Here is a 26362-nt window from a genome sequence, read left to right on the forward strand (position 1 = left end):
TTTAGGCGAGACTATATATTTCACAATATTCATTGGTGATATCTTTTCTTGTCAATAACATTCAAGTCAGTAGGTAGGTTATGAATTTCTCTATTTCGCGTCGAGCTGCGTTAAAGCTATCCATTGCCGGTATGGCTACTCAAATCATTGGTTGCTCTGCTCCGGCCAGTAGAAATTCTGGTAAAGCCATTCATTCTCTTTCTCACATAGTGAAGGATAGCTGGGCTCAAAGTTATGACCGGGTATGGATTGGCGGTAGTTATTGGGCCAATCCCATGGAAGATTGGCAAGTGGTCAATGGTGGCGTTGAGTGTCTCAGTGCAGGTGGTAACAGAAGCATTCACTCCTTAACTCACCAATTAGTGAGTCACCAGCCTTTTCGTCTGAGTGTCCATGTAAAAAGATTGAACATAGATTCGCAAGACGGTGGTGCAGGTTTGCGGATAGGGGTTAAGAGCGAAATTAATGAATATCGTAGTAATTGTTTTGTGCAAAATGGGCTGGACGCCGGAATTATTAACAACCAGCTGTCGTTAGGTAATAAAAAGGCCGACTTAAATCAAGAAGTTAACGCTCATGAGATTAAGCTGGTGTTGAAAGGTGAGCCTTTGGGTAATCTTTTCGTTTTAACCTTGGATGCTTATTTACTAGAGAGCGACCAACATATCGGCAAGCTAACATATTTAGCTCCCGCCAATGAGGTTTTAGGTAATGTCTGCGTAGTTAGTAACTTTAGCATTACATTAATGGAACCGGATGATTTCACAGTTGCCGCCGATACGGCGGCAGACGCACAAAACGGTACGCGATACAGGTTTTCACAATGGACGCTAGAGGGTAAAGCGTTTAATGACGCTCAAGAGCAAAATTTTGGCCCCATACTCTGGACTATGTATACCTTGAGTAATACTCGTTCGGATGAAGGCTATGTTATGAAGCTCAGCGCACTTACCGGTCCGCTGGGGGAGAAAGACAACCAAGAGGTTGAGTTACAAGTTCAAAAGTCTGGTAAGTGGGTTTCTTTGGGTACCAGCAAGCTGGACCCAGATGCCTGGACGGCCACTTTCCGTATTGCTAACTGGAATGAAAAAGTCGCGACACCGTATAGGGTTGTATACTATGAGAAACGCCGTGATGGCAGCAATAAGCCAGATGTATATACTGGTACTATTCAGGCACAGCCGGTAAATCGACAATTGCGTATGGCGGCGTTGACGTGTCAAAACGATTACGCCTTCCCGTATGAACCTGTCGCAAATAATGTTAAGGCATCTCAACCCGAATTGATTCTATTCTCAGGCGATCAAATTTACGAAAACCACGGTGGATTTGGTGTTGTCCGATTCCCTGCACAAGCGGCTATACTAAATTATTTGCGTAAATTTTATCAGTTTGGTTGGGCCTTTAGAGATTCAATGCGCAATGCTCCCTCTATTTGTCTACCAGATGATCACGATGTCTTGCAGGGTAACCTGTGGGGCGAGGGCGGCGATAGAATGTCCGATCAGGCGAAGATAGTCGGCCGCACTGATGCGTGGGGCGGTTACATTGAACCCATACGAATGCTTAATGCCGTACACAAAACAAACACGGCTCACCTCCCCGATCCGGTTGATCCGACACCGTCCAGCCGAGGACTTAGTGTTTACTATACTGAAATGGTTTATGGGGATGTAAGCTTCGCGATTTTGGCCGACAGACAGTGGAAAAGTGGGCCAGATCGGTTAGGTATAGAGGTTGGTAAAACAGGTGAGGGAGAGGACCCACTGTATATTAATCCGGAATATGACCGAGAGGATTTACAGTTATTAGGTGAGCGGCAAGAAAACTTTTTAAAGCAATGGGGACAAGATTGGCGCAACCACACTTTAAAAGCGGTTATTAGCCAAACCGTGTTTGCCGGTATTTCCACTCACCAGCCATCGCCTGATCGCTACTTAAAGTACGATTTTGACAGCAGCGGTTGGCCGGCCACGGCACGTAACCGAGCAATAGACATAATGCGTCAATCTAAAGCGCTTCATATTTGTGGTGATACTCATTTAGGTACCTTGTCCCAGTATGGTGTGAATGAGCAACGGGACAGTAACTGGGCCTTTTGCACTCCTGCGATTGCCGCAGGTTGGCCAAGGTGGTGGCGCCCAGACGATTTACCGCTCCCACATCAAAACCGCCCTTCACATGGGTTGTCGCAAACCGGCGAGTATTTGGATAGTTTTGGTAATAAAATATACGTTTACGCTGTGGGTAACCCTGAGGTTGGCCAATCGGGCAATCGCTACATCCACGCTCATGAAAAGGGCTCTGGGTTTGGTTTTGTTATTTTTGACACCGAGCGTAAAACCTACACCATACAAGCGTTTCGTTTTTTGGTTGACGCTACTGATAACAATCCAAACAATCAATTTCCGGGCTGGCCTGTGACCATTCATCAAGACGAAAATAGTGGTGCAAACAAGCTGATATAGCCAGCATATTGGCCGATGGGGACCAATGGCCAATATGCTGGCGTTCCTTTTACTAATTGCACTTATTAACCGAAACCACGCTCCATTATTTTGGTGGTAATTTCAACTTGGCAGGGCAATTTGATCAAAATCATATTTGATTTACCACCATGTTAGATACAGTACGATAAGGATTACCGTACAGCCTAAGGCGGCAATATTAAAGCTTCTCTCTGTTGAAAAATCAATATCACTAACATGAATTGATGTGTCGTTATCTTGAGTGCTACTCTTATTTGAAAATAAATACGCTAAGCATAAGCATATTAAGAACACCAGGCCAATACGGTCCATAAACGGTAACGACGGCCATAATTTCATAAAGGCGAATGAAAACATTGCGGAGCCTATAGCAGCTGCTAAAGCCCCCCGTGAAGTGGTGCCTTTATAAAACATACCCATTAGGAAAATCGCGGTGATTCCAGGGGAAAATAAACCCGTAAATTCTTGAATGTATTGAAATGCTTGATCGAAATTTCCCAGTAATGGCTTGGCCATAAATAGGGCGATAATTAGTGATATTAATGTGGTTAATCGACCTATGCGAACATAGTGGCTTTGTGATTTTTCTTTAACTAACCCTTTGTAAATGTCCATGGTGAAAATAGTCGAAATGCTGTTAGTCATAGATGCCAATGAAGATACGATGGCTGCAATTAACGCAGCAAAAACAAGCCCTTTTATACCTGTCGGCATTAGACCCATTAATGATGGATACGCTTGGTCCGGCTTGCTTAGGTCCGGGTATAAAATAACAGCCGCAATGCCTGGTAAGACAACAATCAGAGGCATTAATAATTTCAAATAAGCAGCAAAAGCGATGCCTTTTTGTGCATCTTTAATGTCTTTAGCAGCCAGTGCGCGTTGAATGATATATTGGTTAAAACCCCAATATCCGATATTCATTACCCATAAACCGCCAATCAGCACGCTTAGGCCAGGTAAGCTCATATAGTGTTCATTGTCGCTAGATAAAATCATGTCAAAGTGGCCGGGTAATTCACTGGTTAAGCGAGTGAACCCTTCTATAATGCCGTCACCGTCGGCAATTTTATCTAAAGATAAGTAACTTAATAATAAACCGCCGAACACTAATAAAACGACTTGAATAATGTCAGTGTAAGCAACGGCTTTAAGTCCGCCATATAAGGAGTAGGCAAGCGAAAATACAACTAGGAAGATCATTCCTGATAGCCAGTTAATACCAGTCACGGTTTGAATTGCTAGCCCACCTAGCCACAGCACAGAAGTTAAGTTGACAAAAATAAAAACTGCTAACCAAAATAGAGCCAGCGTTGTCTTTACCCTGTGATCAAATCGCTGCTGTAAATACTGTGGCATTGTGTAAATATTGTTACGCAGAAAGATAGGCAATAGATATTTACCCACTAAAATTAAAGTAATGGCGGCCATCCATTCGTAAGATGCTATCGCTAGCCCTAGTGCGTAGCCAGATCCAGACATACCTATAATCTGTTCTGCTGATATATTGGCGGCAATTAATGACGCGCCAATTGCCCACCAGGGCAGGGCCTTTCCTGCTAAAAAATAATCTTCTGTGTTTCGCTCACCGGGATGATCGGCCTTAGAAACCCAGATAGCCAAGCCCAATAAACCAAGCACGTACACGATAAAAACACCGTAATCAAGTTGTTCCAGTCCCACTGATACTCTCCTATTTCGCTTATGTTATATTTTTTGTGTTGTAAAATGACATCGATGTTTATGCATAATCAATGCTTTAAAGTTGGAATTCGGCAATGTGCTTAGCTAGTGAATCTGAGGTTTCTTTCATATTGCTGGCCGAGACAGTAGCTTGTTGGGTTTTTTTGTCGATATTTGTACTGCCGTCTGAAATGGTGACAATCCGTTGATTAATTTCTTCCGCGACTGAGGCTTGTTCCTCAGTCGCAGTGGCGATCTGTAATGAAATATGACGAATATTGTCCAGCTCGCTCTGCATTGAGAGAAAAGCTTCCGAGTTTGTTTTTACTAGTGTACTGACCTCGGAAGATTGTGAGCGTAAACGATCCATATTGCTAGTTACTGCTTGAGATTGATTCTGTAGAGTGGATATTTGTGTACTGATTTTCTCTGTAGAGTCTTGGGCTCGGCGGGCAAGATTGCGAACCTCATCGGCCACTACGGCAAATCCTCGGCCCTGCTCACCAGCCCGCGCGGCTTCAATGGCCGCATTTAATGCTAGTAGGTTAGTTTGCTCCGCCACCGATTGAATGATGAGTAATACATCACTAATGGCCTCGCTTTCTTTATTAAGCTGGGCCATAACCGCTTGTGTGTTAGAAAACTCTTGATCGAGAAGATCCATTATTTCTATGCATTGTTTTGCGTTTGTTGAGCCATGGCCAGATGCTTCAAAGGCTGCTTGTAAGGAATCAGAGGCGATAACTGCCATGTTTGCTACTTCTGTAACCGAAGCTGACATTTCATTGATTGCTACCGAAATGCTTTCTACTGCGGTGGATTGACTATTGGATAGCTCGGTAGAATCTTGCAGCAAGGATTTCATAAAGTCAGATCCTTCACGAACTGTCCTGGCTTCTTGCTGGACTTTATGAATCGCGTTTTTAAAGCTGTTAAGAAGTTCTATAAATACTTTTGCAAGTTCACTTAATTCATCATTGCCCGATGTGTCTAATGTCTGGCTTAGATCTTTACTCTGTGCAATGACCTGGTAGCGTTGAACCATAGCGTTGAGTGGTGTAGATATACTGCGCAGCAATAAAAAGCTAATTGTTGTAAGAATAATCATGGCGGAGGACACCAAAATTATAGTAGTAATAACACTAGTTTTTTCGCGTTTAATCCAATTATTCTTCTGTGTTATTAGTTGTACCGATGTTTCTTGAATAGCATTATCGAAGAGATCGAATAAATTTTGGTTGACACTTTCCCACTGAGTGAGTTCAGGAAAATTTAGTTGCGTATTTTGTGTGTTATAAACGTCTGTACGAGCAAGTAAGGCTATATCTAACCATTTCTTATAGGTATCGCTCTCCATGACTTCGGTATAGATATCGCGCGACGGCCCTTCAGAGAATGAATACCCAGAGTGCTGGGCGCTTTCAAACTTATGGTAGGCACTGTAAAGCTCTCCAAACACATAGATATCTAACGCATTGTGTGCTGCTAGGTTGACCATGCTGTTGTGCAGCGAGGCTTCCATGTTCATTATGATCAAATTGTAATAAGCATTAGCGATTTTTGAGAGTTTGGGGTTTTGGGATGATATGATTACGATTTCGTGAAGTGAATTAACAACACTCTTAATTAAAAAATTAAATTCGTATAGGGTATGAATTTCTCGGCCAACATGATCTTTATACTCAGCAGATATATGTTTTTTTGCATCGGCAGCTTCTCTATAATATCGCAGATCGTTTAATAGCGGTTTATATGTGCTTATCTGTTGCGATAGGTTAGGGAAATTTTCTAGTTGTTCTTTCTGTAATTGCAAAAATTCTGTGAGAATGTTTTGTTTGGTTTTTGTTATACGCCGTTTGTTGAGCATTTCTTGTTTTGCTTTATTTGCGTCGGCTTCGCTGCTATCTATATAGATGCGTGTGTAATAGGCCTCTTGCAAGGTAGATACAATAAAGGGATAAACGGCATCGGCATACTCTATTACAACATCAACATCTTCTGCTTTTTCTAAAGCTTGAATGGATCTGTGGACTTTATCGAATACGAGCAGGCCTACTAGCACAAGGGGTACAGCGAGTAATAATAAGATACGGGTATGAATTTTTAAATGTCTAAATAAGTTCATGATACAACCTATATAATTATCTGTATGACGCGTGTTGTAACGATGTGCATTCCATGCCCGTCTAAGAACTTTGGGGGTCAGTTCATCAGCATGTTAATGTGATCAGCCCCTGTAATTATTGTATACAATTTACGTTATTTTGCTATAAGTGGCTAGCCTCTTTATGCTTATACCTATAAGGAATATTTTTGGTTGAGCTTAGAACTTACGATTGGAGGAAGTGGCAAACTTGGGTTCTAACATTCATCATATTAATTTCTTGCTGCTATTATTGTGTGTAATATGGAATGAGTTAGTGTGTAATCATAATAGGCAGGGCTGTATTGATGCCCCCTGTTTTATGAGCAAGGGGCATCAGTACAGCTTTATGTTAATTAGTTTGAGCGGGTATGTGCTTCTTCGTCTATCTGGATATGGTCACTCGTTTTCGGTTTTTTAGGTTGCACTAGCGCCTGTTGTTCTGCGGCGTTACTGCGAAACTCATAAAAACGACTGCCAACTTCGCGAATGCTTTTTACCAGTTCAGGGAATGGTTTATCGGCTAGATCGACAATGCCTACATTATAATTCTCGCCATCACCACGACCGGTGGGGGGTTGTTCGGCGTATTGAAACCAATGAGTGCCAACAATATAGGGATTGAGCAGGGCACTGTTGACATAGGTGGTGTACAGCTCGGCCCGATGTGATTGGCTTTTTGCTTCAACGACGCCCAGATGCAACGCGCCCCTATCTAAAGAGCCAAAGTGAAACTCACCAATTAGAATTGGCTTATCGATCCCATCGGGAAGACCAACATTAGTGACATCATATTGATATTTGTTCATGCTGATGACATCAGCATATTGTGCCGCTGTGCGTATTACCGTGTCACTGTTGGCCCATGCGAGTCGACAACCTAAGTAAAGTGCATTCGGGGCAACCGATTTTAGCTCTGCATGTACCGTAGAAAAGTATGTTTTCACTATTTTGGCATAGAATTTACTCAAATCATCCCAGGCTTTTTTCTGATCGGGCGCAGAGGTGGAACTTAATAATGCGTTCCATGCCCCGTGGCTGGTTCCCCAAGCCCTATTAAGGTTATCGATACTTTTATATTTGTTTTTTAAATCTTTAACAAACTCAATTTTTGCGGGTTGATCCGCCGGGCTTTTCAGGGTGGCGATGGCGAGAGAGCCTTCTGCGCCCCAAGAGAGTTCGTTTTCAATAAAAAATCCTAATAACCAAGGGTCATCTACAGTGTGCTGACGATCAGATAGCGCTTTTTTGAGTTGGCGTTTAAAACTAGGGTCAAAAACATCATGGAATTTCCCCCAATAACCTTTTGACGCGGCTATCTTTCTGGTGCCTGGTACCCATACTGTTTCGGTATAAGGAGTGATGCCATCGGTGGTTAGTCTCCGATCAGACGCCACGCCTAAGGTGTTCATGCCCCAGCTTCTGAGCCGAGCATGGGTGACGCGGGAAAAATCATCTCGCCAATCATCGCCGTACTTTTGGTAAAGGTTCGATGCCGTAAAGTTATAGGTTTCACGCTCTTCGATGGTGCTGTAGTATCCGTGAGATGCGCGTGCAGCGGTTGAGTAAAACTCAGCAAAAGGGGAGTCTTTGGGCGGCAGCCACTCGAAGTAAGACTCCCTGTCGGTAATCCCGGTGGTGGCGGTAGATGCATGAACGACGCCCACGCCATGGGACCAAAACAGCCGGCCGGTCGGATCGACAAACCACCAAGCACCATCATGCTTTTGAACTCGAAAGTAACCGCTTGACTCTAGTTTAGGGCCGTTTTCCCAGCCGCCGTATTTATTAAATTCTTTAGGCCCGGGGTTGGCAGACAATTCCCGCCGTTCGTCTTTTGCTTGCTGGTGTAAATCATCTACAGACAGGGTCTTACCCGGCCAGTGCGCATGCTTATATTGACCGAATCTGTCGATAAAAGGTAGGAACCCGTTAGATTCCACCCAGCGCACGGGGTTGGTTGCGCGGATATTATCGATCAGCAGTTTGTGTTCGTTAGATGGGTAGTTGATGGTGATTTTAACCTGATCAATAGCGCTTAAATCAGTTTTGGCTTCACCTGGCGCGGCGCGCATCGCCAGTAAATTGAGCGGTTCAGTAAAACGCCAAGGTGTCGTAATAATATCGTCTGAGACGGTTTTAGTTTCGCCCGGAGCGAGCTCAAAGCGAATCTCCATTTGCCACGCCTGCATACTATCTTCCGGGTCGCCCACTTTAAATATAATGCGCGCGGGGTAGTTCCCAGCGTTGGTAATATCCATTTTTACGTGGTAGTAATTGTTTAAATCCCAACCGCCGTCTGGCTTTTTAATTGTTACTCCGGGAGCGCCTGAGCGGATACCCGTTTCGAGTTGCAGTAGCCTAGAGCCTTGATTTTCTATCAAGCTAACCTTAGCGTCGTCTACTTGAAGCGATTCGATATCAAACCCTTTCTCAAAATCGAAGAGCATCACACTGTCTGCAACCGCGTTGTTTTCTTTAGTTTGATCAGCGGCCGTTGGCCCTGACAATAAACAGGCGACGATAGCCCCCATAAGTATCAAATTAGGTGTTAAATTTATCATTATTTCACCTTCGGCTCGTTGTTGTGATGGTTACTCTATTTATAGAGTATCTATTACTCTTTAATGTAGTGTCAACAATAGACAATAATGGTGGTCGCTTGATAGTGCGGTATACCGAAAGGGGCAAAGCAGTGTTGTTATATTATGCGAGTTTTGTGTATCTGTGACTCAGTCGTTTGGCTTGTAGGGGCTGGTAGAGATATGCCTTACCAGAAAAGCGGTGTTAGGTCGGCTTCAAAAAAACAGCCACTGTGTTGGCGTCCTAGCTGATTGATACTTTGAGTTATTATCTTTGTCGCCTGATAGACACTCGTAGGGGCTTGGTCGCCCCCCATATCGGTTTGCACCCAGCCGGGACTTATGGCTGCCACAATAATTTCGCGCTCGGCAAGTTTTACCGCTAAGCGCCGGGTGAGCATGTTCAGCGCCGCTTTGCTCATGGCGTACTCTTCAAACGGGCCTGTGGGGTTAATGTTTTCTGTTAAAGAGGCCAGCCCCGAGCTTAACTGTATGATTTTAGCGCCGGTGGCGAGCTGATCGTTGAGCGCTTGAATCAGCAGAGCAGGCCCCGCAGCATTGATGGTGTAGCTATCGAGAAAGTCCCGCCGGCTCCAGTGCCCGTAATCCACATGGTTGGTGGTGCCAGCATTGTTAATCAGGAGACTAATGGCTTTGCCATTAAGCGTATCCGCAAACTCGTTAATAGATTGATCGCAGGCAAGGTCGAGCGGTATCAGCTTTAGTGTTGAGTACTCGTTATTTAAACGGGCAAGCTCGTCACTGATCGAGCCCGGCCGGTGGCTGGCAATCACAGTGTGGCCCGTTTGTAAGTACTGGCGCGTTAAACCGAGCCCAATCCCGCGGCTGGCGCCCGTAATAACGACATGGCTCATGGCGTGGCTCCGGTGTTGTTAAACACTTGCTCGATGTTGTCCAGGCTTACCCCAAGTACTTGCCGGGCAATGGTATCCAGTGATTCGCGTGGGCCTTGCAGGTGTACCGTGGTTTGTGTGTGTTGCAGTGATTCGCCGGGGGCGAGCTCGCGTGTGTGTGATGAGGATTCCAGCTCATAAAAAGGGCCAAAGGGGCCAAAACCGTCCACTATGCCATCGTTAAATACATTGATGACATCGCCATCATAAGGATCGGGCTTGGAGGTCCATACCGAGTTAACGTACACGCCTTGCACGGGGGTAAAGCTAAAGTGCACTAAGGTGAGCAGTTCGCGCTCGGCATCCCAGGCACCCATAATCGGCTGGGTGTTTTGCGGCGGAATACCAATTTTGTTCATATATTTGCCGTCGGCGTTATAAAACCCGTGCTGGCCGATAATTTGACTGTGGCTGGATAGGTTGGGCGAGAAGTACTCCACCATTTCATCCAGCTGGCCTTTTAGGGGCATAACCACAGTGTTGTTGTCGCCGGGCTCCAGCGCCGTTAAATGCCATAAGCTAAGCAGTCCCGTGGCTTTTTGCCAGGGAGTGTCAGCGCTATTGGTAAGCTCCGAGCGAACGCTAAAGCCCACCGATTGCACCTTGTTGGGCAGCTCTACCTGAAACAAACCGTTGATGTGGCTGTTATCAAGCAACTCGATTGTGCGGGTTACCTCAATATCAAATGTGGTGTTGCTGTAGTTGGTTAAACTGAATGAGCGTTTAAAGACCGCTTGGGTATCGTTGTGTGATACCAGAGGGTAGGCTTGTGTGGTCATCGCAGACGGGTAGCTGATGTTATCGCTGACTCTCTCGACGCCTGGCTTAAACAGCAGTGAGTACTCGCCAGTCTCGGGCCCAAAGCTCAAGCGGTCGGCGCCGCCCATAGGGCGATTGGGCGTTAGTTGGCCCTCGCGCAAATAATCGCGATTAATCCAGCCTATGCTTTGGCCTGCCTCACCCGAGAGGCTGGTGACCATAACCCGGCCCTGTAATTCTCCCATAACCGCAACTCGTTGCTCTTGGCGCTTTAACACCAGCGGTGAGAAATGCTTGCCCATGAGCTTGAGGTCGCTATCAAATGTTTGGCCGAAGGCCGCGCTGGCAGACATGACAATAGCTCCCGTAAGTGCCGCTAAAGTGCGGAACTTGTTCATATTTATAAGCCCATACGCTGGTTGATATGCGCCGCTGTGTTTATGAGCGCTTGGGTAATGGTTTCCTGATCGTGGTGTTGCCCCAGGCTGGTGGTCAGCGATGACACGGCGACAGCGGCCATTAACCCCGAGACCGCCGTGCCCACAAAGGCCGCGCAATCGGTAACGCCGTTGGTGATTTCACTGGCGGCGCTGTGATGGCCTTCGTCCCGTATCTGCTGCAGTTTCTGCCTGGCCTGTTGCTGCTCTTTGATGCTTAAACCGCTAAAGCGGCTGTCGGCCAGTAGCAGTCGCTCTTGTTCTTCTTTATCGAAGTTAGCTAATAGCACCCGGCCCGAGGTGGTGGTAAACAGCGGGAATAAAGTGCCCTCAGAAATCGACAAAGACACAGGGTCGGGGCTTTTAACCTGGCTGACCACCATAAGCCGGCCGTTGTAGGGCACGCTTAAATGGCATGCCTGGCCGATGGTTTCGGCCAGCTCTTGCAGCGGTAGCCGCGCGGCATTGGCCAGCTGCTCAATGGGCGAGTGTGTGTGAGACAGGGCGTAGAGCTTAAGCGATAGGCGGTACTTGCCCGAGCTTTCATCGCGGCTTAGATAGCCGCGCGCCTGCAAGTTGACCAGGATTCGGTATATCTCGTTGGGGCTGCGCTCGAGCCCCGCTGCAATCTCGGCCTGGGAGCGGGCGGCAGACTCCGAGGACAAATACTCAATAATGTCCAGCCCCTTGTCTAGCGCGGGTGCCGAGTACTTCTTTGTTTTATCCATGAGTGCTTTATTCATTATGAACGGAATGCCGCAGTGCGGCTGGCTCCCTATTATGCATTTTATCGCCGGTATAGTCAGTGCGGCACCCTTGCCATATTCGCCCTTTACTTTATTGTATAAACATTATTGTAAACAATCTACTAATGATTTATATTGGAACATGTGATTTATATATGAATGTTTCAGTATGGTGTTCTTATGAGTAAAGATGTCATTGAGTTAAGGGGTATTACCTGGAACCACACACGTGGCTTTGTGCCTATGGCGGCCACTGCCCAGCGTTTTGAGGAGCTAAATCCGGGTGTGCGTATCAGCTGGGATAAACGCTCGTTGCAGGCGTTTGCCGACGAACCTATCGATCAGCTGGCTAAACGTTACGACTTACTGGTGATTGATCACCCCTGGTCTGGCTTTGCCGCGCGCACTGGGGTGACTGTGGCGCTGGATGATTGGCTGCCAGCTGATTTTATGGCCGATCAAAAGGCCAACAGTGTGGGGCACTCTCACGAGAGCTACAGCTTTGACGGTAAGCAGTGGGCGCTGGCGATCGATGCCGCTACACCTGTTGCGTCGGCCCGTATGGATCTGCTCGCCGATTTAGGGGAGAAAGTGCCCGAGACTTGGGATGAGCTCTTGGCGCTGGCCAAGCGAGGTAAAGTGTTGGTGCCGTCGATTCCGCAAGACACCCTAATGAACTTTTACATGTTGTGCTCGACCATGGGCGAAGACCCCTGCGTGCGCGAAGATGAGGTTGTTAGTGAAGAGATGGGGATTAAAGCGCTGAAAATGCTGCGTGAATTATCGGTGTTGTTACCCCGCGACTGTTTTGACTGGAACCCCATTCAAACCTATGAGGCTATGAGCAGCACCGATGATTACGCCTACTGCCCCTTTGCGTATGGCTACTCGAATTATGCCAAAGCCGGTTACGCCAAGGGCTTGCTTAAGTTTGGCGATATGGTGACCTTGCCGGGTACCGACCGCTGCCGCACCACCCTAGGTGGTACTGGTCTGGCTATTTCGGGCAGCTCGCCCAATAAAGAAATCGCTGCGCGCTATGCCCAATTTGTTGCCAATGAGACTATGCAGTCGGGCCAGTTTGTGGAGTTTGGCGGTCAGCCTGGTCACCGCAAAGCCTGGCTTGCGGACTACCCCAATAGCACCACCGACAACTATTTTAAAGACACCTTGCCGGCGTTGGATCGCGCCTTCTTGCGTCCGCGTTATCACGGTCATATGTTTTTTCAGGATAACTCGGGGGCACCGATTCGCGAGTACTTGATGAATGGCGGCGACGAAAAGCAATTGTTGACTAAACTCAACCAACTATATGTGCAATCTAAGAGCCAGAATCCATGAGTTTACCTTTAGCCGGTTTAACCGTGCTTGAGTTCAGCCAGTACTTAGCAGGCCCCTATGCGGGCCTGCGCTTGGCTGACCTAGGGGCGCGAGTTATTAAAATCGAGCGCCCCGGTAAGGGCGATGCTTGCCGTCAGCTGGCCACTAAAAATTTGTGGGCCGATGGCGACAGTGTGTTGTTTCATACCATTAACCGCAATAAAGAGAGCTTTGCGGCCAACCTTAAAGATCCGGCCGATGTCGCTACGGTAAAAAAGCTGATCGCTCAGGCGGACGTGATTACTCATAACTTTCGCCCCGGTATTATGCAGCGTTTAGGGCTGGACTATGAGTCGGTAAAAGCCGTAAACCCCGAGCTTATTTACGGCGAGGTGAGTGGCTATGGCGATACCGGCCCCTGGAAAGACAAACCCGGCCAGGATTTGCTGGCACAATCGGTATCGGGTCTCGCCTGGGTTACCGGTAATGGTGATCAGCCGCCCACGCCGTTTGGTATCGCCGTGGCCGACATGCTCTGTGGTACTCATTTGGCTCAGGGTTTACTGGCGGCGCTGGTGCGCAAAAAACGCTTTGGGGTAGGGGCTAAAGTCAATGTCAGCTTGCTGGAATCTATTTTGGATTTTCAGTTTGAAGGCTTAACCGCCTATTTAAACTCCGATAACGAATTACCCGAGCGCAGCCAAATTGCCAACGGCCATCCCTATGTGGGCGCGCCCTATGGTATCTACGCTACCGCCAATGGCCACATTGCTATTTCCATGGGGGATTTAAAAACCCTTTGTGATGCGATTGGGCTTTCAGGGTTAGAAGATTTTTACGGTGTCGATGGACAATTTTTTGAGCGCGATAATATTAAAGCCACTTTGCAAAAACACTTAAAAAACCGCACCAGCGGCGAGTGGTTGCAAATGCTGGAGCAAGGCAGGTATTGGTGCTCTGAGGTGCTCGATTACGAGGCCCTAACGCAGCACGAGGCCTACCAACTGCTGGGAATGGAGCAAACCTTACAGCGCAATGGTGCCAGCCTAACAACCACGCGGTGCCCCATTCGCTACAACGGCGAGCGCATTTACAGTGATAAAGCTGCGCCCAAAGTGGGCGCCGATAACGAGCGGATACAACAGGAGTTTGCATTGTGATTAAACCCCTGCAGGATATTACCGTACTGGATTTTACCCAGTTTTTGTCGGGCCCCTCGGCCAGCTTGCGTTTGAGCGATTTGGGCGCACGGGTGATAAAAGTTGAACACAAAGATAAGGGCGACCTGTGCCGGAACATTTACGCTTCGCATTTAAACATTGCTGGCCAATCGGGTTTTTACCAGGGCATTAACCGCGCCAAAGAAAGCCTGGCGCTCGACCTAAAAGACTCGGGCGATTTTGCCCAGGTAAAAGCCATACTGCCCCACGCTGATATCGTATTGCACAATTTTCGCCCAGGCGTTATGGAGCGCTTAGGTCTGGGCGTGGCTGATGTCAAAGCCATCAACCCGAATGCTATTTACGGCGAGATTACCGGCTATGGTCACGACGGCCCTTGGCGCGATCGCCCCGGGCAGGACTTACTGCTGCAAGCGCTGTCGGGGCTGGCCGGGTTAAGCGGCGATGAAAGCTCGGGCCCGGTGCCCATGGGGCTCGCTATTGTCGATAACCTAGCCGGTGCGCAATTGGTGCAAGGCGTGTTAGCAGCGCTCTACGCCGGCGAAGGCGCGCTGGTGCAAATCAGTATGTTAGAGGCGGCGCTGGATTTTCAGTTTGAACCGCTCACGCTTTATTACCACGATGGCGAGCCGGTCGATCGCGGCCGCGAGAATGCCGCTCACGCGTTAGTCGGTGCACCCTACGGTTTGTATAAAACCCAAGACGGCTACCTGGCGCTGGCCATGGGCTCGATACCGTTTTTAGGGGAGTTATTAAATTGCCAACCGCTGCTGGCGTTTACCGATGCCGGGCGCTGGTATGCCGAGCGCGACGCCATTAAGGCGATTCTGGCCGAGCACCTGCAAAACCAGAGTACCGCCCACTGGTTAAGTATCTTAGAGCCGGCCGATATTTGGTGCGCCGAAGTGTTTAACTGGCAGCAACTCGTGGCCCACGAAGGTTTTACTGTGCTGGATATGGTGCAAGAGGTGAACTCTCCCGGCGGGCGCTACTTGACCACCCGCTGTCCTATTCGCCTTGACGATCAGTTACTGACCCAGCCGGAAGGCGGCCCGACACTTGGGCAACACAATAGCGCCCTGCGGACTGAATTTACCGGCGCCAAACCATAACGGATACACCATGATTACGCTTAATAAAAATGGCCGTGTGTTAGAGCTAACTTTTAACCGACCACCGGCCAATGCTTACACGCTGGAGTTTATGCAAGCCCTGGCGCAAAAGTTGGACGAGATAGACGCCGAGCAAGAGGCGAGCGTGGTGCTGCTCACAAGCGCCAGCGATAAGTTTTTTTGCGCCGGCGCCGACATTAAAGCGTTTGCGCAAAACACCACCGAGCAAAACCATCAGCTGGTGGCTCAGGCGCGCGCCAACACCGCGCAAATGGAGGCCAGCGATAAACTGTTTATCGCCTGTATTGGTGGCCACGTATTGGGTGGCGGGCTGGAGCTGGCGATGGCCTGCGACTTGCGCTTTGCTGCCCACGGCGGCTACCTGTGGGGGCTGCCCGAAATCAAGCTGGGGCTTATTCCCGGCAATGGCGGCAGCCAGCGCCTGGCGCGCTTGGTAGGCATGAGCAAAGCACTAGAGCTGTTGGCCACTGGCGATACCTTTTCAACTCAAGAAGCGTTCGAGTTTGGCTTGGTGAGCCGCTTAATGGATACCGACGAGCTGCTGCCGCAAGCGCGCGAGTACGCGCAGCGCGTGGCAAAAGGCCCGGCGCTGGCGCTGGCGGCCACCAAACACGCGGTGCGCGGCGGCGTACAAATGAGTTTAGAAGACGGCCTGGCCCTAGAGAAAAAGCTGTGCGATACCTTGTACGACACCGAGGATGCCGCCGAAGGGTTTAATGCTTTTATTGAAAAACGCGACGCAATATTCACCGGCCGCTAATCAGCGCCTAACCGATGTGAGGACATAATAATGGCAACAACGCTGACACATTACCCCTGTTATATTCACGGCCAATGGGCAGATGCCAGTAATGGTGCAACGTTTGAGGTGGTCAACCCCGCTAACGAGCAGCCGTGGGCCACCGTGCCCGATTGCACCGATGCCGATGCCGAAAAAGCCCTGCAAAGCGCGCGCGAAGCGCAGCCCGCGTGGCAAGCGTTGCCGCCTATTCAGCGGGCGCAATATTTGTTTAAGCTGGTGGATGCGCTAAAAGAAAAGCGCGATCATTTTGCCAGGCTGTTGGTGATCGAGCAGGGCAAAACCTTGCCCGAGGCCTATGGCGAGTTTGACGATACCCTTAACTATATTACCTATGCCGCCGAAGCGGCGCGCCGTATCGAAGGCAATATATTCCCCTCGGATAATCCCAACGAGCAACTGTGGATTCAAAAGGTTCCCTACGGTGTCACCCTCGGGCTGTGCGCCTATAACTTTCCCCTGGCACTGATTGGGCGCAAAGTCGGCCCGGCGCTGGTAACCGGCAACACTATGGTTCTTAAGGCCCACGAGGCAACCCCGGTTACCGCCTCGGAGTTTTGCAAAGTGGTGGATGAGGTAGGTTTTCCGCCCGGGGTAATTAACCTGGTGAGCGGCGCCGGTATCGGTGTTAGCTCGTACTTGGTGTCCAACCCAATAACCCGCTTGGTGTCGCTCACCGGCAGCACCCGTGCCGGGCAGGCCATTTATAAATCCTCAGCCGATAATGTATCTGGCTTAGTGTTGGAGCTGGGCGGCAAGGCTACCTTTATTGTGCTGGAAGATGCCGATTTAGATCGCGCCGTTGAGGCCGCTGTTATCTCGCGCTACGCCAATTGTGGGCAGGTGTGTATCTGTGCCGAGCTGGTGCTGGTGCAAGAGAGTATTGCCGAAGAGTTTACCCGCCGCGTGGTCGAGCGTGTTAAAGAGCTCACTTACGGCGATCCGGCGACAGACGTCAATATGGGCCCCAGTGTGACAGGTGAGAGTATTAATCGGGTAGAGGCGATGGTAAACGACAGTGTCGCCATGGGGGCAAAAATTGAAACCGGCGGCAAGCGCCCCGCGGGCAAAGCCTTTGAAAAAGGTTTTTGGTTTGAGCCTACGGTGCTGAGCAATGTCAGCGCCGATATGCCACTGGCAGAGGACGAGATTTTTGGTCCGGTACTGCCGATCATCTCCGTCAAAGATTACCAAGAGGCACTGCAGATCAGCAATACCCGAGAAGAAGGGCTCTCGGCGTATATTTTCAGTAAAGACATCCCCACCGTCATGCACGCTATCAACCACATGGAAGTAGGCACCGTGTTTGTGAACCGTCAAATTGTCGGTTACATCCAGGGTTACCACTCGGGCCATAAGCGCAGCGGCACCGGCGGTGAAGACGGCGTTTACGGCATCGAAAACTACCTGCAAAAACGCGCCGTTTATTTTAACTACGATTAACTGAGGTCACTATGTCACGCATTAACCTGGATTTAAGCGGCTTTCGCTGGCAGATGGAGCGCATGCGCCCGGGCCAGGGCGAAATAGAAGGGCTGCACTTATTGCCCGCCGAGTATCAGGGTACTCACTTTAGCTGGAACTTTGCCAATGTGCCGGGCGATGTCTATACCGACTTGCACCGTGCCAACGAAATTGCCGATCCTTACTTTGGCCGCAATATGCATCGCGCCAAATGGGTAGCTGAGTATGAGTGGTGGTATAGCCGTCGCTTTGCCGTACCCGACGACATGCAAGGCAAAAAAATTCGCCTGATTTTCGACGGTGTAGATTACAGCTGCAGCGTGTGGTTAAACGGCCACTTTTTAGGTCGCCACGAAGGTATGTTCTCGGAGTTTGAGTTTGATATTACCGACGCCGTTAGTTTTGCCGATTGGCGCGACGGCTCCAACATGCTGATGATTAAGCTGGATCCGCCGCCGAAAAACTACCGCAACTGCGGCGGTAAAAAGGTTAACTTTTCGGGCGATTACTTCTCGGGTCTGGTGCCGTTTGGTATTTGGCGCCCGGTACGGGTCGAGGCCACCGAGCAAGTGCGCATCGATAACCTGCGCACCGATGTCACGGTGCAGGGTGACAATCAAGCGCAAGTAGAGCTGAGCGCGCAGATTATTAACCACACAAATACCGATCAAACCGTGGAGCTTGTGGGTACTTTAGCGGGTAAAAACTGCGACGGCGCGGCGCAAAACTTTACTCAAAGCGTTACCGTAGCGCCCGGTGAAAACAGCGTTAGCACAACCCTTAAGGTCGATGACGCCAAGCTCTGGTGGCCCTGGGATATGGGCGAGCAGAATTTGTATCAGCTGGATGTTGCGCTGCAGCAAAACGACAAAGAGCTGGATGCCACCTCTGAGGTGATCGGCTTGCGTCAAGTCACCATGGACTTTAACCCAGGCTACACCCGCGATGACAACGAGTACCCCTGGACCTTTTTTATTAATGGCAAGCGGCACTTTTTGCGCTCGGCCTGCTGGGGCGGTCAGCCGTCGTTTTTGTACGGTCGCAACACGCTTAAAAAGTACCAAGACCGTGTGGCAATGGTGCGTGAAGCTAATATTAACAACCTGCGTATTTTTGGCTGGCACCCGCCGGAAATTCCCGATTTTTATCGCCTGTGCGATGAACTGGGTATTACCGTATGGACGAACTTTACCCTGGCCACACAAGCCTACCCAAGCGATAAAGAATTTGTCGATGGTGTGTTGCACGAGTGTATTGAGACGGTTAAACAGCGCCGCAACCACGCCTCCAATATCTTTTGGATGGGCGGCGAAGAAGTGTTCTTCTCCGGTGCGCACGAGGAGAGTGGCAATAAGCAATTGATGGAGGTCATTGGCGATGCGGTGGCTGAGCACACCAACATTCCCTATGGTTTGGCCTCGCCGTTAAGCTCCGCCTCTGCGCAGAACATGGGCTTTAAACCCCACGAGAGCATGCATGCTAACGAGCACTACTACCAGGGCGGCGCCGAGTTTATGGAGGAGTACTATCCCTCACTCGATTGCGCCATTATTCCCGAGCTAACGGCTGCCTCGGCGCCTAATATTAAAAGCTTGAAAAAGTTTATCCCCACCGATGAGCTTTGGCCTATGGGCCCCAGCTGGGCCTATCACTGGGCGGATATCGATATTCTTAAAAATCTCAATTTTGAAGTCTTTGATGACTACAAAATGGATTCGTTGGAAGAGTTTGTCGAGGCGACACAAATTGCGCAGGGCACGGTCATTCAGTTTGCACTGGAAACCTATCGCCGTCGCAAGCCCAAAATGAGCGGTGTTGCCCTGTGCCACTTTATGACTCACGTGCCCGATATTAAGTGGGGCATTATCGATTACTACGGTGAGAAAAAACGTTCATTCGAATGGCTAAAACGCACCTATCAGCCGCTGTTGCCCAGCTTGCAGTTTGATAAGCGCCGCTGGAATGCGGGTAGCGAGTTTAATGCGGGCTTGTGGGTAGTGAACGATTACCAGCACAGCTTTGACGAGGTAACACTCAATTGGCGGGTGCTCTATCAGGGTAAAGAAACCGGTGTTGCTGGTAGCCAAGCTGTAAACGTTGCCACCGATAGTGCCGCTCACTATGTGGATATCGCCTGGCAGTTGCCGGCCAATGCCGAGGGCACCTTTGAGGTAGAGATATCCATTAGCGATGCCTCGGGTGAAACCCTTGCCGATAACCACTACACCTTGCTGGTGGGTGATCAGGCGGCGGCCAAGGCGCAAAGCCTTAAATTTTTGGCCGAAGCTACTGAGCGTTTAGAAAAGTGTGGCCACAGCGTGTATCGCTACTGGCCTGAAATGTGGGAAATGGAATAAATCCATCGGCCTGCCACATGGGTGGCAGGCCACCCATTCAAAAAACTAAAGGTGTCCGATGTCTTTTCACATACTGATGTCTAAGATACAAAGCGGTAGCATTCTTACCCGTATGGGAGAAATTGACACCGCCGATATTGGCGTTCCAGGTTGGACTGTACAAGCTCTTGATGATAGTGGTGTTAGTTTACTCGTATTACGAGCCGAGTCCGGGGCCGATTTTTTTGCCATGCATACCTCAGATGACGCTTGGCTAGCTTATGTCGTACATGGGTGTGCGACCTTAATGGCAGGTGACGAGCCCGATGATATTACCGATGGTATGGATTGTACCGCCGGTAATTTTATTACCTTCGATGCCAGTACGCCTCACGCCTGGCAAACAGATGGAGGCCCTTTTGAGGTGGTACTTGCCAAGTTGGCTTAAAGTGACTGTTTTCATTCGACAGATAATCTTTTTTGTCGTTGGGCTGAATTAATAGTAGCGAGTACGAGTTATCTATTATTCTCATTTCAGAGTTCCATTAGCCGTTCTGTTTATACGTTTTTTGGCCAAGGGCATTTAATTAGGTCGGTAATTAATTGCAGCTATAGTTTTTTAACGGTTGATAATCATTTAATAAAGTAGTTTTCGTTGCCAGCTGTGATGACTTTAATTCAACCGGCTGTCTATTTGGCATTAGGACAGCCGGTATGGCTGGGCTTGTACGCTCTGCTTGAAAAGCTGTGGATTATTAGCGGCCAGGTGTTGCTGGAGCTAATGACTTAATTTTAAGAATATAAAAGTTATTGGGTGTAGGTGATGCATTGGTAAATGCAGGCGATAAATGAAGCTTGTTTGATGTTGCCAGAATGTCATTGCCGCCCGCATTAGCAAAACCTTCAACCCAGCTGAGCTTCTGATCATCTTGATGCAGTATTTTGTACTGACGGTCATTGGTAATGACACCAATGGCTTTGTTTTCTAAGTCTGATACATACACATTGTTTTCAGCGTCGATGGTGATGCCGTCGCTTTTGGGTTTGTTGGCGTATCGTTCTACCCGAGACTCTAGCTCTGAGCTTGTTAAATTGGAGTTGTTCAAATCCTCAGTCTTTACCCTATAAAGTGTTTTGCTGCTCATGGGTGCAAAATATACCCATTGATTATTTACATCAATAGTAATCGGGTTGACACCCACTCTAGCGGGTTTTCCTTGCATGGTAATAACGGTTTCGTCTATCACGAGGTCGATATCTTCGGGAACGGTGGCGAAAGAGCCCTCAAGAACACGTCTGATTGACCCGGTGGTAAGATCCAGAACCAGTAACGCTGAGGTGGTACTGCCCGCAGTATCGGTTATATACATAGCATTGTTTTTACGATCAACCGCCATGTCATTTAATATGTAAGCGTCATGAACCACGGGGCGGGAAACATAATAAATTCGGTGTAATTCATTTTTATTAATATCCCATCCAATGACCCGACCTCGAGCCTCCTCTCCCCAGATAGTATCGAGAAACCATAAAATATCTTGATTATCGACGATCGCTCCCAATACGCCGTTGAGGGCAGGGGTGAAGGTTGTGTCTGGATAGCGCTGGTAGGATCCATCCGGTAACAGCTCTACCATTTTTGGTTTTGGATTGTATGCCAGATGAGTACTCATAAAAACTCGGCCGCTGTTGCTTACCGCGATGTTGGCTGGTGGTAATTGGCGGTCAAGTTCGCGATAAACCTCAAAGGCATGAGTTGTGGATACTGTTAACTGAGTTGCAAATATGATTGTTACAAATAGCAGTCTTCTTAGCATGATATTGCCCTCAAGAGGTTTAATTATTCTCTCTCGACTATAAAAAAATTTTCAAATCAACAAAAACGAGAGTGTCGTCTACGCACAGTCGGTGTTGCGAGTGTGTTCAGCTAGGTAATTAATGTAGCCTGCCGATAGTATATAGTAAACAATAAACAATTATTAAGCTATTCTATGAATATATCAATAATTTATAAAGGCGCTCCTACATTCGTTTAGCAACGCTTACCGCACCCTGCTTATAGTGTTCATCTACGCCCTGTCGCAAGGGGCGGGTATACAGATTTTGCAAGAGCAAAAAACTCCCCGGAAAGCCGCCTTGGTAACAGGGGGCCATGGATACCATGGGTAGCTCAACTTACACTATTTTGAACAGCCTGCTAAAAAAATGTGTCAAAAGAGCACAGTCTAAACACTCTATATGAGGGTGGGCAGAAGCCTGCTACGAGTGAGATAAAAATAAAAACGTTTAGGAGGTTGCGAATGCGATTAAAGAGAAATCTGATCAGCACTAAAATGATGGCTGTGCTAGAAACCCAGACAATATTATTGGCTGGCTTGATGGCTATGCCGGCTATAGGACAAGCAAACTCGCCCGATAGTAGTCTTGCGGTAGAAGAGGTTGTAATAACAGGGGTTCGACAGAGTCTCGAGAAAGCTAAGGATATCAAACGAGAATCGGCGCAGGTGATTGATGCCATTGTCGCCGAAGATATAGGTAAATTACCTGACTCTAATATTGCCGAATCACTTCAGCGAGTCTCCGGTGTTCAGGTTGACCGCGGTATCGGTGAGGGAACATCCATCTCTATTAGAGGGTTGCGGAATAATGTTGTATTGATAAATGGCAGAGAAGTCTATGATGCCGGTGGTCGCGGTGGCCAGGGCCCCGATACTCTTGAGACGTCTTCTTACGGCTTGTTGTCCCTTGTTCCTTCAGAATTAGTATCTTGCTTGACGGTCACAAAGCTTGCAGCAGCTGATGATATTGAAGGGGCAGTTGGTGGCATCGTTAATATTGTTACTGCCAAACCTTTGGATAGTGATGGTTTGGTTGCCTCGGGTACCATTTCTGCACAGCATCGGGAGTTAGCAGGGGAGACAACAGGTAAAGGCTCATTTTTAGTTTCGAATACGTTTTTGGATAACACCCTTGGCCTCCAGTTTAGTGGTTCCTATGGCGAGAATGCCATACGTGAAGACGGCTTTAATACATTTTCCGGTTATACTCGTTTGTCTAATGGTCTGAGTTTTGAAGATGAGTCGGCGTACAATGCCGTTACGGATACTAATGGAGAGTTGATCGATCCAGATCCAAACGGCGACGGTGTGCTGGGCATATATCACCAAGACCCAAGATTCTGGCAAGTTGACGATGATCGTGATCGGACTGGCTACAACTTTATTGCTCAGTGGCAGCCAACTGACAGCATGGAGCTGACATATGATGTACTCGGTTCACGCATTGATTCCGAGCGTGATCGGTACTGGTTGGGTGTATTCTCTGGGTTTGGGGCACATACTGATGTGGCCTTGTCAGAGCAAGAAGTCGTGTATCAAGGTGTGGTTCACCGGCCCATTCAAACTAACGTGGAGTATGGCAATTTTTCAAACGATGTTGTCACTCACGCCTTGAACTTTGATTGGGCGATGAATGATGCTATTGAAGTAAGCTCCGAGCTGTCATTCAATAACTCCGAAAGTAAGTCGCATCAGAGTTTTATCCGGTATCAGGCTAATAACGCCACCCCAACATCTTATGATTATCAGCCTAAGATCCCCTCCTACAGTTTTGACAGTACAACGCTCGACAGTCCACAAGATCTGCATTTAGCTATTCTCTATGATAGTGTCTCTAAGGACCAAACGGATCAATCAGCATTTCGTTTAGATTTCGATCACGAGCTGTCAAGCGCTTTGAGCTTAGAGTACGGGGCTCGCTGGTCGTCGCTCAAAACAGAGTTCAGCAGTGATTCTGTCGATTTACGACCCCTGACTCCAGTTGATCAGTTGGGTGAGTTTACTACCGTTTGGTCCAGTCCTGACTTTCTTTCTGGGCAAGCGCCTGACCTGCCTCGGTCCTACTTGTCTGCCTCGACAGTACTTAAAGCAGGTGGCTGCACTGTGTTGGAGTCGTTCTACCGAAATCATCCCGATCCAGCTCAGACTGAGGCGTACTCAAAGGGCAATAACCCAGGTTTAGGGTGTGACACCCACTCCGCGCGAATCAACACTGTAGAAGAAGACTTTGTTGCGTTTTACGGTAAGTTGAATTTTCACTCAGAGTTGGGTGACGTCCCTGTATCGGGGAATATCGGGGTGCGAAACCTTTCCAGAGACCTGACTTCGACAGGAACCCTACGAGTGGAGGGCGAGCAGCCCGCTCCGATAGTGACAGAGATCAATGATGATGATCTTCTTCCCTCTGCTGTGATAAGAGCCGGTCTTTCAGATAGTGTCGTGGTCCGAGCTGGAGCGGCGCGTGTACTCGCCTACCCAAACACCAATGACTTAAAAAATGATCTGACTATTTATGGTAGTGGGAACGGTACTGGAGGATCCCCAGAATTAAAGCCCTTTGAAGCGGATCAGTTAGACGTTTCTATGGAGTATTATTTTGGAGACGAAGGAATGATTTCTCTGGGCTACTTCGCAAAGGATATTAAATCGTTTGTGGTTCAACAAACGACTAAAGAAACAATTCCGAACTTTGTAAACCCCGATGATGGGTCTAACCAGGGTCTCATCTCTAGGGCTATTAATGGTGATGGCGGATCGATTGACGGGATAGAGCTTTTATACCAGCAGTCCTACTCAATGCTTCCTTCTCCCTTTGATGGTCTCGGTGTTATGGCCACCTATTCGTATATCGAAAGTACGACACCTTTTGAAGACCCATCTGGTAATAAGCTGCCTCAGCCTGGGTTGTCTGAGAACAATATAAATTTTGTGGCGTTTTGGGAAAAAGGCCCGGCGGGCGTTCGCCTTGCCTACAATTGGCGTGATGAGTTTTTAGACAGGTTAGGTTTTAGTGGATCTGGCATTTATCAAGATACCTATGAGGACCTGTCGCTAACCGCTAGCTGGGATTTTAATGATCGAATGAGTCTGAATTTTGAGGCCACTAATCTTCTTGATACTTATCAGAGACTGTATAACACCATTCCTGAAGCGACGAGAAGTATTGTGCACTATGGCCCGGCATACGGGGTATCGTTCCGTTACTCTCTATAATTTTTGACGGGGTGAAAGCTTTGGCCTTCCCGTTTTGATTTGTATGCGGGAAGGCCTTTTTTAAATTGAAATGTTAAATGGCTGAATGCATGAATAGTATTTTTCGAGCTGTTAAGAGTTTTAGTTGTATCATCGCAGCTTTAGGGGTATGTAATTACTCAAATGCAAATAGTGATGTAGATTTTAGCCAGTGGACACTGGCTTGGAGTGACGAATTTGATTACGAAAACGAAGGTTTAGAGCATAAATGGATTAGCCAGAACGGCCCCACTGAAAATGAATGGGTGCTAAGCAGCCGCTGGCGTGATAACGCGGTGGTTGATGATGGCGTGTTGTTGCTTAAGGCTAAAAAAGAGTCCCGCGGAGGACAAGATTGGACCACCGGTAATGTTTGGAGCAAACGCACCTTTGGTTACGGTTACTACGAGGCCCGAATGAAGTACGCCGGGGCCTACGGCATCAACAACTCATTTTGGTTGTGGCCCAAGCAAGGCACGCCTGAAGGCGAAAAAGCCTGCGAAATTGATATCAACGAAGGACATTACCCCAATATTATCAACACCAATGTCCATAACTGGACCGACAAGTACACCTTGCCCAACGGGCGTGTGGCTCACTCAGATAACCAATTGCACCACACCCTACATGGCGACCCAGAGCACCATGTCACACTTGAAGAAGCGGTGTCTACGCAGAAAATCCGCTTGCGATCCAATAACCCGGCTTCAATTCATATTGCCGAATTTCGGGTTATGAGCGACAGCGGCGAGAACGCGGCGACAGCGGCGAGCATCACCACCAATGGCGTATTCTCGAAGCTTCCCTCAAAAGAAAGCTTTGCCATCGATGGTAAAGCAGATACCCGTTGGGTCTCACAAAAGCACGGCGAAAAGTGGCTCGAGCTGCACTGGGATACACCGCAGCAGGTATCGGCCATTGAGTTTAGCAACGGTTGGCTGCAAGAGTTTGGCGCCTCAGAGGGCAAGTACCGCAACCTGATTAGTGACTATGTCATTGAGTATTATGATGGCGATGATTGGGTGCAGGTCGCGCAATACGATGCGTCCCATGTGGCCGACTATTCCGCACAGTGGCATACCTACGGGCTTGAATGGGATGAAGACTATTTTCGCTTCTACCTAGATGGCGAGTTGTATCACCAGATGCGCAACGACGTTTGCTTTAGCGATACCACCATCTTATTTAGTCTGGCCATTCTAAAGGCCGATATCGCAGGCCCTGTCACCGATGCCATTGACGGCACCAGTATGAAAGTGGATTGGGTGCGCTATTACACCAAGCCGTAAATATCAAAAGTGATAGGG

Annotated in this window: 17 protein-coding genes; 10 read left to right on the plus strand and 7 right to left on the minus strand. The window is 48.4% G+C overall.

The window, feature by feature from the left end; translation table 11 throughout:
• The first annotated feature begins 80 nt into the window (after positions 1-80).
• The gene (locus Q4526_RS15630) at positions 81-2468 is read left to right on the plus strand and encodes an alkaline phosphatase D family protein (RefSeq protein WP_215978046.1); all 2388 of its coding nucleotides are present in this window, start codon (positions 81-83) and stop codon (positions 2466-2468) included.
• 141 nt (positions 2469-2609) lie between these two features.
• Here the strand turns inward: Q4526_RS15630 and Q4526_RS15635 are convergent, their stop codons facing one another.
• From Q4526_RS15635 to Q4526_RS15660, 6 genes are all read right to left on the minus strand, one after another.
• Positions 2610-4172 (minus strand): sodium/sugar symporter, encoded by a 1563-nt coding sequence (locus tag Q4526_RS15635; RefSeq protein ID WP_215978047.1) that lies wholly within the window; start codon positions 4170-4172, stop codon positions 2610-2612.
• Positions 4173-4248: 76 nt separating this feature from the next.
• Positions 4249-6297, minus strand: a complete 2049-nt coding sequence (locus Q4526_RS15640; RefSeq protein WP_215978048.1) for a methyl-accepting chemotaxis protein — start codon at positions 6295-6297, stop codon at positions 4249-4251.
• A 374-nt stretch (positions 6298-6671) separates the two neighbouring features.
• Positions 6672-8879: a beta-galactosidase gene (locus Q4526_RS15645; protein ID WP_303609689.1), complete on the minus strand. Its 2208-nt coding sequence runs from the start codon at positions 8877-8879 to the stop codon at positions 6672-6674.
• 206 nt (positions 8880-9085) lie between these two features.
• Positions 9086-9772 carry an SDR family oxidoreductase gene (locus tag Q4526_RS15650; protein ID WP_215978049.1) on the minus strand — a complete coding sequence of 229 codons (687 nt, stop codon included), beginning with the start codon at positions 9770-9772 and terminating at the stop codon, positions 9086-9088.
• Positions 9769-10968: a DUF6786 family protein gene (locus Q4526_RS15655; protein WP_215978050.1), complete on the minus strand. Its 1200-nt coding sequence runs from the start codon at positions 10966-10968 to the stop codon at positions 9769-9771. The genes Q4526_RS15650 and Q4526_RS15655 overlap by 4 nt, the downstream gene beginning before the upstream one ends.
• Positions 10969-10970: 2 nt before the next feature.
• Positions 10971-11750, minus strand: a complete 780-nt coding sequence (locus tag Q4526_RS15660) for an IclR family transcriptional regulator (protein WP_215978051.1) — start codon at positions 11748-11750, stop codon at positions 10971-10973.
• Between the two features lie 183 nt (positions 11751-11933).
• Between Q4526_RS15660 and Q4526_RS15665 the strand changes: the two genes are divergently transcribed.
• Genes Q4526_RS15665 through Q4526_RS15695 form a run of 7 tightly spaced genes read left to right on the plus strand, consistent with a single transcriptional unit; the run spans position 11934 to position 20434 of the window.
• The gene (locus tag Q4526_RS15665; RefSeq protein WP_215978052.1) at positions 11934-13094 is read left to right on the plus strand and encodes an ABC transporter substrate-binding protein; all 1161 of its coding nucleotides are present in this window, start codon (positions 11934-11936) and stop codon (positions 13092-13094) included.
• Complete coding sequence (locus Q4526_RS15670) at positions 13091-14233, plus strand: CaiB/BaiF CoA-transferase family protein (protein ID WP_215978053.1); 1143 nt, start codon at positions 13091-13093, stop codon at positions 14231-14233. Before Q4526_RS15665 ends, Q4526_RS15670 begins: the two co-directional genes overlap by 4 nt.
• A complete protein-coding gene (locus Q4526_RS15675) occupies positions 14230-15366 on the plus strand; it encodes a CaiB/BaiF CoA-transferase family protein (RefSeq protein WP_215978054.1) in 1137 nt (378 codons plus the stop codon). The genes Q4526_RS15670 and Q4526_RS15675 overlap by 4 nt, the downstream gene beginning before the upstream one ends.
• A 10-nt stretch (positions 15367-15376) precedes the next feature.
• Entirely contained in the window at positions 15377-16147 is a 771-nt protein-coding gene (locus Q4526_RS15680; RefSeq protein ID WP_215978055.1) for an enoyl-CoA hydratase/isomerase family protein, read from the plus strand.
• A 30-nt stretch (positions 16148-16177) separates the two neighbouring features.
• Entirely contained in the window at positions 16178-17629 is a 1452-nt protein-coding gene (locus Q4526_RS15685; protein ID WP_215978056.1) for an aldehyde dehydrogenase family protein, read from the plus strand.
• Between the two features lie 11 nt (positions 17630-17640).
• Positions 17641-20007, plus strand: a complete 2367-nt coding sequence (locus Q4526_RS15690) for a glycoside hydrolase family 2 protein (RefSeq protein WP_215978057.1) — start codon at positions 17641-17643, stop codon at positions 20005-20007.
• A 58-nt stretch (positions 20008-20065) separates the two neighbouring features.
• On the plus strand, positions 20066-20434 hold the full coding sequence (locus Q4526_RS15695) for a hypothetical protein (RefSeq protein ID WP_303609690.1): 369 nt from the start codon (positions 20066-20068) through the stop codon (positions 20432-20434).
• Positions 20435-20741: 307 nt separating this feature from the next.
• Here Q4526_RS15695 and Q4526_RS15700 read toward each other — a convergent pair whose 3' ends face one another.
• Entirely contained in the window at positions 20742-21659 is a 918-nt protein-coding gene (locus Q4526_RS15700) for an L-dopachrome tautomerase-related protein (protein WP_215978059.1), read from the minus strand.
• Positions 21660-22286: 627 nt separating this feature from the next.
• Between Q4526_RS15700 and Q4526_RS15705 the strand changes: the two genes are divergently transcribed.
• Positions 22287-25037, plus strand: a complete 2751-nt coding sequence (locus Q4526_RS15705; RefSeq protein ID WP_215978060.1) for a TonB-dependent receptor — start codon at positions 22287-22289, stop codon at positions 25035-25037.
• 89 nt (positions 25038-25126) lie between these two features.
• A complete protein-coding gene (locus Q4526_RS15710) occupies positions 25127-26344 on the plus strand; it encodes a family 16 glycosylhydrolase (RefSeq protein WP_303609691.1) in 1218 nt (405 codons plus the stop codon).
• The last annotated feature ends 18 nt before the right edge of the window (positions 26345-26362 follow it).

This window comes from Gilvimarinus sp. 2_MG-2023 (assembly GCF_030547685.1).
Taxonomy (GTDB): domain Bacteria; phylum Pseudomonadota; class Gammaproteobacteria; order Pseudomonadales; family Cellvibrionaceae; genus Gilvimarinus.

Coding starts and splice junctions, on each gene's coding strand:
- Q4526_RS15630 (WP_215978046.1), top strand. CDS start 81: ATGAATTTCTCTATTTCGCGTCGAGCTGCGTTAAAGCTATCCATTGCC.
- Q4526_RS15640 (WP_215978048.1), bottom strand. CDS start 6,297: ATGAACTTATTTAGACATTTAAAAATTCATACCCGTATCTTATTATTA.
- Q4526_RS15645 (WP_303609689.1), bottom strand. CDS start 8,879: ATGATAAATTTAACACCTAATTTGATACTTATGGGGGCTATCGTCGCC.
- Q4526_RS15650 (WP_215978049.1), bottom strand. CDS start 9,772: ATGAGCCATGTCGTTATTACGGGCGCCAGCCGCGGGATTGGGCTCGGT.
- Q4526_RS15655 (WP_215978050.1), bottom strand. CDS start 10,968: ATGAACAAGTTCCGCACTTTAGCGGCACTTACGGGAGCTATTGTCATG.
- Q4526_RS15660 (WP_215978051.1), bottom strand. CDS start 11,750: ATGAATAAAGCACTCATGGATAAAACAAAGAAGTACTCGGCACCCGCG.
- Q4526_RS15665 (WP_215978052.1), top strand. CDS start 11,934: ATGAGTAAAGATGTCATTGAGTTAAGGGGTATTACCTGGAACCACACA.
- Q4526_RS15670 (WP_215978053.1), top strand. CDS start 13,091: ATGAGTTTACCTTTAGCCGGTTTAACCGTGCTTGAGTTCAGCCAGTAC.
- Q4526_RS15680 (WP_215978055.1), top strand. CDS start 15,377: ATGATTACGCTTAATAAAAATGGCCGTGTGTTAGAGCTAACTTTTAAC.
- Q4526_RS15685 (WP_215978056.1), top strand. CDS start 16,178: ATGGCAACAACGCTGACACATTACCCCTGTTATATTCACGGCCAATGG.
- Q4526_RS15690 (WP_215978057.1), top strand. CDS start 17,641: ATGTCACGCATTAACCTGGATTTAAGCGGCTTTCGCTGGCAGATGGAG.
- Q4526_RS15695 (WP_303609690.1), top strand. CDS start 20,066: ATGTCTTTTCACATACTGATGTCTAAGATACAAAGCGGTAGCATTCTT.
- Q4526_RS15700 (WP_215978059.1), bottom strand. CDS start 21,659: ATGAGTACTCATCTGGCATACAATCCAAAACCAAAAATGGTAGAGCTG.
- Q4526_RS15705 (WP_215978060.1), top strand. CDS start 22,287: ATGCGATTAAAGAGAAATCTGATCAGCACTAAAATGATGGCTGTGCTA.
- Q4526_RS15710 (WP_303609691.1), top strand. CDS start 25,127: ATGAATAGTATTTTTCGAGCTGTTAAGAGTTTTAGTTGTATCATCGCA.